General features: G+C 75.5%; 2 protein-coding genes and 1 pseudogene. All 3 read right to left on the reverse strand.

Annotation, left to right across the window (positions count from 1 at the left end):
* Positions 1–12: 12 nt before the first annotated feature.
* A pseudogene (locus tag IE246_RS28300) lies at positions 13–207 on the reverse strand (TubC N-terminal docking domain-related protein); the annotation flags it as partial.
* Positions 186–5,291, reverse strand: coding sequence for a type I polyketide synthase (locus IE246_RS14365; RefSeq protein ID WP_189990770.1), 5,106 nt, complete (start codon positions 5,289–5,291; stop codon positions 186–188). The pseudogene IE246_RS28300 and the gene IE246_RS14365, both read right to left, overlap by 22 nt.
* On the reverse strand, positions 5,288–11,758 hold the full coding sequence (locus IE246_RS14370; RefSeq protein ID WP_189990771.1) for a type I polyketide synthase: 6,471 nt from the start codon (positions 11,756–11,758) through the stop codon (positions 5,288–5,290). Before IE246_RS14370 ends, IE246_RS14365 begins: the two co-directional genes overlap by 4 nt.
* Positions 11,759–11,767: the final 9 nt, after the last annotated feature.

An 11,767-nucleotide genomic window follows, 5' to 3' on the forward strand; every position in this document is an offset into this window, starting at 1 on the left:
CAGCCGCGCCAGAATGCGCTCCTTGTTGAGCGCCAGGGTGCGCTTGTCGGCGTCGGTCAGCACGCCCTTGGGCGCGCGGATGCTGAGGCCCTGGCCATCGAGCGCGATGGTGACGCCGCGGCGCGCGAAGTCCTCGAGCAGCTCGCCGGCGGTAAGATCAGCGGGGTTCGGGAGGTCGGAGCCGTTCACAGCGTCAGCTCCTCCCACTCGGTCTGCTCGGCCGCCGGCGCCGCCTCGCCGGCCAGCCGCTCCGCCACCTCGGCCAGCGATGCGCCGCCCAGCAGCAGGGCGATCGACGGCGCCCGGCCGAGCCCGGCGTTCAGGCGGTTGCGCAGCTCGACCGCCATCAGCGAGTCGAGGCCGAGCTGGACCAGCGGCCGGTCGGGATCGACCCCGGCCGCCTCGGCCCCCAGGATCCGCCGCGCCTCGCCGGCCATCCAGTCGCGCAGGACGGATGCCCGCTCGCCGTTGGCCAATCCGGGCTCGCGCAGCCGCTCCAGCAGCCCGTCGGCCGCCGGCTCGGCCACCGCACTGCCGGCCAGCGATGCCAGCAGCGGAGGCGTGCGGCCGGACGGGTGCCGCGCGGCATGGCGGCGCCAGTCGACGGCGGCGACCACCGGGTCGACGAGCCCGCCGGTCAGAGCGAGGTCGAGGGCCTGCAGCGCCGCCGCGTCGTCCATCGCCAGGATGCCGAGCGCCTCGACCCGCTGCCGGGCCGCTTCGTCCAGCTCTCCCGCCATGCCGGCCGCGGCCCAGCGCCCCCAGGCGACCGACAGCGCCGGCAGCCCCTCGGCCCGGCGCCTGCGTGCGAGCGCGTCGAGAAAGGCGTTGGCGGCGGCATAGCCGCCCTGGCCCGCCGCCCCCAGCACCGAGGCGATCGACGACACCAGCACGAAGTGGTCCAACTCCAGCCCGCGGGTCGCGCGGTCGAGCAGCTCCGCCCCTGTCGCCTTGGCGGCCAGCGCGGCCTGCAGGTCCGCCTCGCCGAGCTCCGCCAGCAGCCCCGGCGCCTGCACGCCGGCGGCGTGGACGACGGTTCGCAGCGGCGGCAGCCCGTCGGCGGCGGCCAGCATCGCCGCCACGCCGGCCTCGGTCGACACGTCGGCGGCAACGACCCGCGCCGGCACGCCGAACTCGGCTGACAGCATCTCGACCTGTTCCGGACCGGCTCTACGGCTGGCCAGGACCAGGGCCTCGGCCCCTCGATCCACCGCCCAGCCGGCCAGCCGGCGACCGACCCCGCCGAGCCCGCCGGAGACCAGCGCGGTGCCGCGCAATGCCGGCCGCCCGGTCAGCGCCGACGGCCGCGCGGTCAGCCGCGCCACCAGCCGGGACCCGTTTCGCCAGGCGACCACGTCCTCGCCGTCCGCGCCGGCCAGCTCGGCCGCGACGGCGTCGAGGGTATCGGCGTCGACCCGCCGGACCCGCAGCTCCGGATGCTCCAGCACCAGGGTCGCCGCCAGCCCCCAACGTGCCGCCTGCCAGGGCCGCGGGCCGTCCAGGACCGCCCCTTGCGTGACCACGATTAAAGAAGGTCGCGCCGCGCCGTGCAGGATTCGCCGGGCCAGGGCCAGGCTGTGGGCCACGCCGGACGCATCGCCGTCCTCGCCCCACGCCGTCAGGTCGACGACCGTATCGCCGTCCTGCAGGACCGGCAGGTCGGCGGGATCGGCGATCACGACGGCCCGGTCGCCCAGGGCCGCCGCCAAGGTCCTCCCATTTGCCGGGTCCGCGGTAACGACCACCACACGGCCTCCCACGGTTGCCTGCGGCGGTTCGGCCTCGCGCCAGTCGACGGCATGGAACAGCGGCGACGCCGCCCCGCCGCGCAGCAGCCCGGCCGGCGCGCGGCGCACGTGCAGGCCCTCGATCGTGGCGACGACCGTGCCGTCTTCGGTGCAGACCGTCAGGTCGGTGCTGATCACCTCGCCCTTGCCGGAACCCCGCGCGTGCACCCACAGCGGGCCGGCCGCCGGGCCGAACAGCGCGACCCGGTCGATGCCGACCGGCAGCAGCGGCTCGCCGGCCAGGTCGTCGGCGAGGGTGCCGCCCGCCACCTGCAGGCAGGCATCGAGCAGCGCCGGGTGCAGCCCGTCGGTCGGCGCCGCGAGCCCGTCCGGCAGCCGCACCTCGGCCAGGGCCTCGCCGTCGCCGCGCCACAGCCGCCGAATGCCGGCGAAGGCCGGGCCGATCGCGATGCCGATTCCGGCCAGCCGCTCGCGCCAGTCGTCCGGGGCAATTTCCGTGCGACAGCGTCGGCGTACCTGCTCGATGTCAGCGGCGGCCGGAGCACCGCCCGCCGCGCCGAGCCTCGCATCGGCATGGGGGATCCAACCGTCGCCGTCGCGGCTCAGCAGCCGCGCGGTGCCGTCCGGCGCCAGCGACGTCCAGACCTCGACCGTGCCCTCCTCCGGCGCCACCAGCGGATGCGCGAAGGTCAGGTCGGCGATGCCGATCGGACCGTCGCCGTTCACGCGACGCCACGCCCCGGCGAGGCAGGCGATCTGGAACGCCCCCGGCACCACGGCCCGCCCATGCACCCGGTGGTCGCCCAGCCACGGGAACCCGGAGAGCCCGACCGGCAGCCGGAACTGCGCCTCGGCGGCCGGCGTCACCACACGCTCGCCCGGCGGCCATGCACCGGTCGAGGACACCGCCGCAGGCGTCGTGTTGCGCCAGTAACGCCGGCGCTGGAACGGATAGGTCGGCAGCCGCAGCCGCGGCCCGGCCGGCAGCAGCGTCCGCCAGTCGACGGCGACGCCCTGGCAGTGCAGGTCGGCCAGGGCCTGCAGCAGAGCCGTTCGCTCGTCAGCCCCGCCGAGCGCCGAGACCGCGTGGACACCTCCGAGCTGCGGCCGCGCCAGGTCGCGCAGGGTGGTGCCGGGACCGATTTCCAGCAGGCTGGTGCAGCCGAGCCCCGCCAGGGGCCCGAGAGCATCGGCGAACCGCACCGGCTCGCGGGCGTGGCGGGCCCAGTGCGCCGGGTCGACCGACGTTGCGACGTCACCGGTCAGGGTGGAGACCAGGGTCGCCGACCCGCCGGATCCCGACGGCGCGACCGTGCGCAGCTCGGACACCGCCGGCTCCATGAGCGCCGAATGGAAGGCATGGCTGACCGCCAGCCGTCGCACCGCCACGCCGTCGGCTTCCAGCCTTGCCGTCAGCGCATCCACCGCGTCGGCATCGCCGGACAGCACCACCGAGCGTGGGCCGTTGACCGCCGCCAGCGACACCGCCCCGCCGGTCCCGGCGACCAGCGCCTCGGCGGCTTCCGGCTCCAGCATCGCCGCCGCCATGGCGCCGCCGGCCGGCAGCGCCCCCATCAGCCGCCCGCGCCGGTGCGCGAACCGCAGTGCGTCCTCCCAGTCGATCAGGCCGCTAGCCGCCGCCGCCGCGATCTCGCCGACGCTGTGGCCGGCGCAGGCGATGGCCTCCACGCCCCAGGTCCGAAGCTGCTCGGTCAGCGCCCATTGCAGCGCCAGCAGGGCCGGCTGCGATTTCGCGGTGTCGGCCCGGTCGGAGGCGTCCTCGAACAGCGTCGCCCTGACGCCCGGCACCAGCGCCTCGGCCCGGTCCAGGGTCGCGCGCACAGTGGGGAAGGCCTCGGCCAGCGCCCGTCCGGTCCCGGCGGCCCAGGCGCCCTGGCCGGCGAACAGCAGGCCGAGCCGCGGCCGGGCCGCCGCCTTCACCGGGACCGCCTTGGCCAGCCGCTCGCGCGCCTCGGCCGGGTTACCGGCGACCACCGCGACCCTGTTCTCGAACGCCCGCCGCCCCAGCAGCAGGGTCCGGCTCGCCGCCGCCAGGTCGACGCCGTCGGCGAGCGCGTCGGCGGTCCGCCCGACGCTCTCCGCCAGGGCCGCTTCGTCGCGCGCCGACACCGCCAGCACGACCGGCCCGGTGGCGTGCTCCGCGGCCGCCGGCTCCGGCGCCTGCTCCAGAACCACATGCACGTTGGTACCGGAGAACCCGAACGAGCTGACCCCGGCGACCCGAGGGCCGTCGCCTTCAGGCCACGGCGTCGGCTCGGTCGGGAACACCGCCGGCAGGCCGTCGAGCGCGATGTTCGGGTTCAACGCGTGGAAATGCAGGTTCGGCGGGATCGTGCCGGCGCGCACCACCGCCACCGCCTTCACCAACCCGGCGATGCCGGCGGCCGGGCCGAGATGGCCGACGTTGGACTTCAACGCCCCCAGCACCACCGGCCGCTTGCGGTCGCGGCCCAACGCGTCGGCCAGCGCGTGCACCTCGATCGGATCGCCGAGCGCGGTGCCGGTGCCGTGCGCCTCGACATAGCCGACGGCATCGGGCTCTAGCCCGGCGTCGGCCAGCGCCGCCTTCACGACCTGCACCTGGGCACTTCGGGAGGGCGCCGTCAGGCTGCCGCTGCGGCCGTCCTGGTTGGCGGCGCTGCCGCGGATCACCGCATGCACCGGATCGCCGTCGGCCAGCGCGTCGGTCAGCCGCTTCAGCGCGACGACGGCGCAACCCTCGCCCTGGACGAACCCGTCGGCGGCGGCGTCGAAGGATTTGCAGCGGCCGTCGGCGGCCATCATGTGCAGCTTCGACAGCCCGACCGTCAGGTTCGGCTGCAGCACGGCGTAGACGCCGCCGGCCAGCGCCAGGTCGGTCTCGCCGGCGCGCAGCGACCGCACCGCCTGGTGGACCGCGGTCAGCGAAGACGAGCACGCGGTGTCGACCGCCACCGCCGGGCCGTTGAACCCCATCAGGTAGGACAGCCGCCCGGCCGCCACGCTGGCGACCCCGCCGGAGATCGCGTGGGCGTCGATCGCCGCCGGGTCGGCGATGCCCATGCCGTAGTATTCCGACGCGTTGATGCCGACCCACACGCCGGTGGCGCTGCCCTTCAGCCGGTCGGCGGCGAGGCAGGCCTCCTCCATGGCCTCCCAGGCGCATTCCAGCAGCAGGCGCTGCTGCGGATCCATGGAAGCGGCCTCGCGGGCCGACAGCTCGAAGAAGCCGGGGTCGAAGCGGTCGATGCCTTCCAGGAAGCCGCCCCAGCGGGTGTTCATCCGGCCCGGCGCGTCCGGATCCGGGTCGTACCAGGCGTCGGCGTCCCAGCGGTCGGCCGGCACCTCGACGATCGCGTCCGCCCCACGCATCAGCGCGGCGTACAGCGAGTCCAGGTCGACGATCCCGCCCGGCAGCCGGCAGCCGACGCCGATCACCGCGATCGCCGGCCGGCGATCCGCCTTCAGCGCCTCGACCTCCTGGCGCAGCGACCGGATGGTGGTGATCGCGCGCCGGAGCTGGTCCTCGATCGCCGCGCTCACGCCGCCCCTCCCAGCTCCGCGTCCAGCAGGTCGGACAGCGCGGCGGCGTCGAGGCCGACGAGGTCGTCGCCATCACCTGCCCCGGCACCGGCGGACGGCGTCACGAACAGGTCGGCCAACGCCTCGGCAGCGACGAACGCCGCCAGCGCCGCCACGCTCGGGTGGTCGAACAGCAGGGTCGCCGGCAGCTTGCGGTCCAGCTTCGCCACCAGGGCGTTGCGCAGCTCGACCGACATCAGCGAGTCGAGGCCGAGGTCGCGCAGCGGCCGCTGGTCGTCGATCGCCGCCGGGTCCGGGTGCCGCATGATCCGTGCCGCCTCGTCGCGGATCGCGTCGCCCAGCAGGTCCATCCGGCGTCCGGCGGGCGCGGCGGCGAGCCGCGCGCGCAGGGTTTCGGCGACCGCCTCGGCAGGCTGGGCCGTCGCGGTCGACGCGACCGACCGGCCGAGCCCGGCCAGCAGGGTCGGCACGCCGCCGATCGGGAACCGCCGGCGATAGGCCGCCCAGTCGGCGTCCAGGACCGTCACCTGCTCCGGCTGCGCCGCCATCGCCCAGGCGAACGCCCGCATCGCCTCGTCCGGTGCCATGTGGACCAGCCCGGTGCGCTCGACATGCGCCTCGACCCCGGCCTTCGGCACCGCGCCGATCTCCGCCCAGGCGCCCCAGTCCATCGAGATCGCCGGCAGGCCCTGCTGGCGGCGCCAGGCGGCGAGGCCGTCGAGGAAGCTGTTGGCGGCGGCGTGGTTGGCTTGGCCGGCGGGCCCGAGCAGGCCGGCGGCCGAGGAGAACAGCACGAAGTGGTCGAGCGCCAGGTCCCGGGTCAGCTCGTGCAGGTTCCAGGCCCCGTGCAGCTTGGCCCGCAGCACGGTCTCGACGCCGTCCCAGCTCTGCCGGGAAAGGCCGGCGTCGGCCAGCGCACCGGCGGCGTGGATGACGCCCTTCAGGGGTGCGGGCAGGTCGGCGAGCAGGGCGGCAACCTCGGCGCGATCACCGACGTCGCAGCGCCGGGTCAGCACGGTCATGCCGTCGTTCCACAGCGCCTCGACCGCCGCGGCCGCATCCGGCGCCGGCTCGCTGCGCCCGGCCAGGACCAGGGTCCGCGCGCCATGCGCCGCCAGCCAGCGCGCGACCTCGAGGCCGAGCCCGCCGAACGCCCCGGTGACCAGATAGCTGCCGTCGGGGTCGAGCCGCACGTTCGGTGCCGGCGTCGGCTGCCGGCGCGCCAGGCCCGGGACCAGCCGCCGGTCTCCGCGCAGGGCCACCTCGGTCCCGCGCCCGTGCCGCAGCTCGGCCGCCAGGAGAGTCGCCTCGATATCCGGCTCGGCATCGACCAGCCGCGGGTGGGCGTCGGACAATTCGCCGGCGACCGCGCGCACGAAGCCCGGCAGGGTCGCCTGCGCCGGCTCGACCGGCCCGGCCCCAGGCAGCGCGCCGGCGGTCACCACGGTCAGCCGCGGCGGGGTGTCCAGCCGGGCCACCGCCTGCGCCAGCGCCAGCGCCGGGGCGAGGATCGCCTTCTGGTCCGTGACCTCGCGCCGGCCGGCGGGCTCCAGCAGCACCGTGTCGGTGATCCCGTCGAGCGCCGGCACGGCATCGGCCGCGGCGCGGGTCACCCGGTCGCCGGCCCGCTCCAGCTCCGCCGCCAGCGCCGCCGCCCGATCCCCGCCGCCGGCCAGCAGCCAGTGCCGCTGCTCCTCGCGACGGGCCAGGATCACGCATTGCTGCGAGACGCCGCCACGATCCGGCTCGCCCGGCGTCAGGATCTCCACGTCGCCGAAGCCGCAGCCCGGCAGCAGCGCGCGCCACTGGTCCCGGCGCAGCAGGGCGTAGTCGCGCAAGGTCGTGTCGGTGAAGTTCCACATGCCCTCGGTCAGGCCGAAGGTCAGGTCGCCCCAGTTCAGGGTACCGGTGTTCTCGACCAGCAGCAGCAGCCCGCCCGGCGCCAGCAGCTCACGGACATGCCCGAGGGTGCGGGCGAGATCCGGCGTGGCGTGCAGCACGTTGGCGGCGACCACCAGGTCGAAGGTTCCTGTGGCGATGCCCTGGCCCGATGCCGGCCGGGCGATGTCGAGCCGCGCGAACTCCAGCCCGCGCCCGGCGAACCGTTCCTCGGCCCGCGCCACCAGCGAGGCGCCGAGGTCGGTGAAGACGTAGCGGCTGCCGGCCGGCAGGGCGTCCAGCAGGTGCGCCGTGGTCGCCCCGGTACCGCCGCCGACCTCGATCACCGACAGGCTGCGGTCGCGCGGCAGCGCCGCCACCGCCTCGGCCGCCAGCCGCTGCACCGCCTTCGAATACGGCGAGGTCTCGTACAGCCGGTTGGCCGCGCCGGTGTTGCCGCCGGGGAACAGCAGCGACAGCGGATCGGTCCGGCCGGCCAGCACCGCCGCCAGTTCCGGCCCGCAGCGCCGCAGCAGCGCCAGCTCGGCCTCGGCGTCCGGATAGTCCACGGCCGCGCGGTCCGCCCGCCCGGCGACGTCGCCCGGGTCCGGCAGCTCGTCCAGCCCGGCCGCCAGAATCACCGCGACCAGCCGGTCCCGCAGCCGCGCGTGCGCCGGCGCCACCGCAACCGTGCGCGCGTCGTCGACGCTCCGGCAGCCGAGCTCGCAGAATGCCCGCACCGCGAAGTCGAGGCTGAGCCGGTCGAGCACCGCCCCGGTGTCGCCGAACGCCTGCAGGGCCGCCCGCTCGCGCTCGACCGACGCGGCGAGGCCGGTGGCGATCTCCGCCGCGGCCGGCAGCGCCGTCGCGGCCGGGGTGTCCCGCCAGTCGACCCCGTACAGCCAGCCCTGCCACCGCCCGCCGGCGCGGGCCCGCGGCGTGTCGCGGTAGGGTATGGCCCCCCGTAGCATCGCGGTGTTGGCCGCCGTCAGCGCCGCCTCGTCCTCGTAAGGCGAGTGCTGCGCCGTCAGCAGCAGGTAGCGCATGACGTCGGCCCTGAGCGCCCGGCCGATGTTGCCGTTCGACAGCAGGTGCCGGCGGGTCAGCTCGCCGAGCCCGAAGCGCGCCACCAGGGCGTCGACATTGGCCTCGAACTCCGGATCGTCGAGCCAGTTGGCGACCTCGGCGCTGGCGTCGACGGCGCGCACCAGTCGCAGACGCCGGCTGCTCAACAGGCGGATCCAGTCGTCGTAGCTCGGCGTGAAGGAGTGAGTGTCCGGGTTGTCGATGGCGTCGCCGGTCGACACGAAGTCGGCCACCACCAGCAGCCCGCCCGGCGCCAGGTGCCCGGCGACGTTGTCGAACAGCCCGTCCTTGTTCTCGATCAGCCCGGTGACCTCGAAGCCGTAGATCAGGTCGAAGCTGCCGGGGAACGGCACGACGCTGGAATCGTTGCGGTGGACCCGCACCCGGTCGGCCAGGCCGAGCCGGGCGATCCGCTCGGTCCCGACCCGGACCTGACCCTCGGAGATCGTGAAGCCCTGCAGCTTCAGGTGCGGATGTGCCTGGGCCAGGCTGCACAGATCGGCGGCGTGGCCGCAGCCGTAGTCGAACACCCGGCGCATGCGGGTGAAGTCGACGCCGTCGAACAGGCTGTCCTTGAGCGCGCGCTGAGTGCGGCGGAACAGGTCGTGGGCCGCCGGGTCCTCGTCCTTCTCGAACAGCGCCCTGACCCAGGAGAACCCCGGCACCGGCTCGGACAGGAACCCGAAGGTAAGGTGGCCTTCCAGGTCGTCGCCGGCCGCGGCGCTGGCGTCGTAGGTACGCGAGACCACGGTCAGCTCGTCGTAGAAGTCGTAGACCACGGCTGAGCCGGTGGCCGCGGTCTCGACCGGGGCCGGCGCCGAAGCGTCCGGCAGGTCGAACCAGTAGCGCCGGCGCTGGAATCGGTAGGTCGGCGCCGAGCAGCGCCGGCCGGGCCCGTCCCGGTGCACGGCGCGCCAATCGATCGCCGCCCCGCGCTCGTACAGCCGGCCGAGGGTCCCGGCGATCTGCTCGTCATCCGCGGTACCGCGGCGCAGCGACGGCAGGAACGCGGCGTCCTCCAGTACCGCCGTGCCGAGGCCGGACAGCACCGGCTGCGGGCCGATCTCCAGGAACACGTCGCAGCCGATTTCGGCGGCCGCGCGCAGCCCGTCCTCGAACCGCACCGCGTGGCGGGCATGGTCGCGCCAGTAGGCCGCGTCGAAGGCCTCGTGCGGCCGGCCGGTCAGGTTGGACACCACCGGGATCGCCGGGCGGTTCATGACGATGCCGCCGGCGATGCGCTCCAGCTCCGGCAGGATCGGGTCGAGCAGGGCGGAATGGAAGGCGTGGCTGACCGCCAGCCGCCGGCTCTCGATACCGGCCTCGCCCAGCCGCCCGGCCAACGCATCGAGGGCCGCGACCGGTCCGGCGACCACGGTGTTGGCCGGACCGTTCAGCCCGGCGATCGACAGGGACGCATCCAGGTGCGGCTCCACTGCCGAGGCCGGCGCGAACGCCGCCAGCATGCCGCCGCTCCCCGCCTCTCCACCGGTCGGCAGCGACTGCATCAGCCGGCCGCGCGCCACTGCAAGCCGCAGGGCGTCGTCCGCGGACAGCACCCCGGCGACCGCAGCCGCGGCGATCTCGCCGACGCTGTGGCCGAGCACGGCCGACGGATCGATGCCGCAGGACCGCCACAGCGTCGCCAGCGCCAGTTCGACCGCCACCAGCAGCGGCTGCGCCAGGGCGGTGTCGTCGATCGGCGCGTCGCCGAACAGCAGGTCGAGCGACGAGCGGCCGATTTCGGCATCGAGCACCGCGGCGTGCCGGTCGAGCGCCGCCCGGAACGCCGGCCAGCGCCGGTAGGCCTGCCGCGCCATGCCCGGATACTGGGCGCCCTGCCCGGTGAACAGGAAAGCGACCCTCGGCGGCCGGCCGGCCGTCACCGGAGCCGCCCTGCGCAGGGCGGAGGCGACCGTCGTCCTGTCGGTGCCGGCGACCGCCAGCCGCACCCCGAGATGCGACCGCCCGGTGGCTGCCGTCACGGCGGCGTCGGCGAGCGACGCGTCGGTCCGCTCCAGCCAGTCGGCCCAGGCGCCGGCCAGATCCGTCAGCGCCGGCCCGGTCGCCGCCGACAGCACCAGCGCCTCGGCACCGGCGGTCGCCTCGACCGGCTCGACCGCCGGCGGGCCTTCCAGCACCACATGGGCGTTGGTGCCGCCGAAGCCGAAGCCGCTGACCCCGGCGATCCGCCGGCCGCCGATCCCGTCCCACGGCACCGTCGCGGTCGGTATCCGCAAATCGACCGGCCCGGCATCGATCTCCGGGTTGAGCGACCTGAAGTTCAGGTGCGGCGGCACCGCGCCCCGGTTCACGCACAGCGCGGCCTTGATCAGCCCGGCGATGCCGGCGGCGGCCTCCAGGTGGCCGAGATTGGTCTTCACCGAGCCGACCAGCAGCGGGTCGGTCCGGCCCTCGCCCAGCGCCGCGGCGATCGCCTCGATCTCGATCGGATCGCCGAGCCTTGTGCCGGTGCCGTGCGCCTCGACGTAGCCGACCTCGCCCGGCGCCACCCCGGCGCGCGCCAGGGCGGACCGGATCACCGCCTCCTGGGCCGGGCCATTCGGCGCGGTCAGGCTGTTCGAGCGGCCGTCCTGGTTGACCGCCGAGCCGCGGATCACGGCGACGATACGGTCGCTGGCCGCCTGTGCCGCCGCCAGCGGCTTCAGCACCACCAAGCCGCAGCCCTCGCCGTGGCCGAAGCCGTCGGCGGCCGCGTCGAAGGTCTTGCAGCGGCCGTCGGGCGCGGTGGCGCCGAGCTTGGTGCTGGCGACCAGCCCCTCCGGCCCGAGGATCAGGTGGACGCCGCCGGCCAGTGCCATGGCGCATTCGCCGGTCTGGATCGCCCGCACCGCCAGATGCACCGCCGTCAGCGACGACGAGCAGGCGGTGTCGACCGCCAGGCTCGGCCCGGTCAGGCCGAGGCTGTAGGACAGCCGGCCGGCCGCCACGCTGGTGTGGGTGCCGGACGCCGACCAGCCGTCGATCGCCTCGACCGCGGGAGAGCCGCGCCCGGTCAGCCCGTAATTGTCGTTGTACAGCCCGACGAACACGCCGCAGGGAGCGCCGGCGAGGCTGTCCGGCGCGATGCCGGCGTCCTCCAGCGCCTCCCAGGCGACCTCCAGCAACAGCCGCTGCTGCGGGTCCATGGCGGTGGCCTCGCGCGGGGCGATGCCGAAGAACTCGGCGTCGAACCGGTCGATCCCGCCGGCCAGGAAGCCGGCGCGCCGCAGGTTCATCCTGCCGAGTGCCGCACGGTCGGGATCGTACCAGGCGTCGACGTTCCAGCGCTCGGCCGGCACCTCGACGACCCCGTCGCGGCCGTCGCGCAGCAGGTCCCAGAACGCCTCGGGCCCGTCGACCCCGCCCGGCAGCCGGCAGCCCATGCCGACGATCGCCACCGGTTCGCCGCCGCCCTCGGCCCGCGCCAGCCGCGCCCGCAGTTCCTCGATCGCGACCAGGGCACGCTTCAGCGGGCTGAGGGTATCGACGTCGGTATCCACGGCTCTGCT

Origin of the sequence: Thalassobaculum fulvum (assembly GCF_014652915.1) — a bacterium.
In the GTDB taxonomy this organism is placed as follows: Bacteria; Pseudomonadota; Alphaproteobacteria; order Thalassobaculales; family Thalassobaculaceae; genus Thalassobaculum_A; species Thalassobaculum_A fulvum.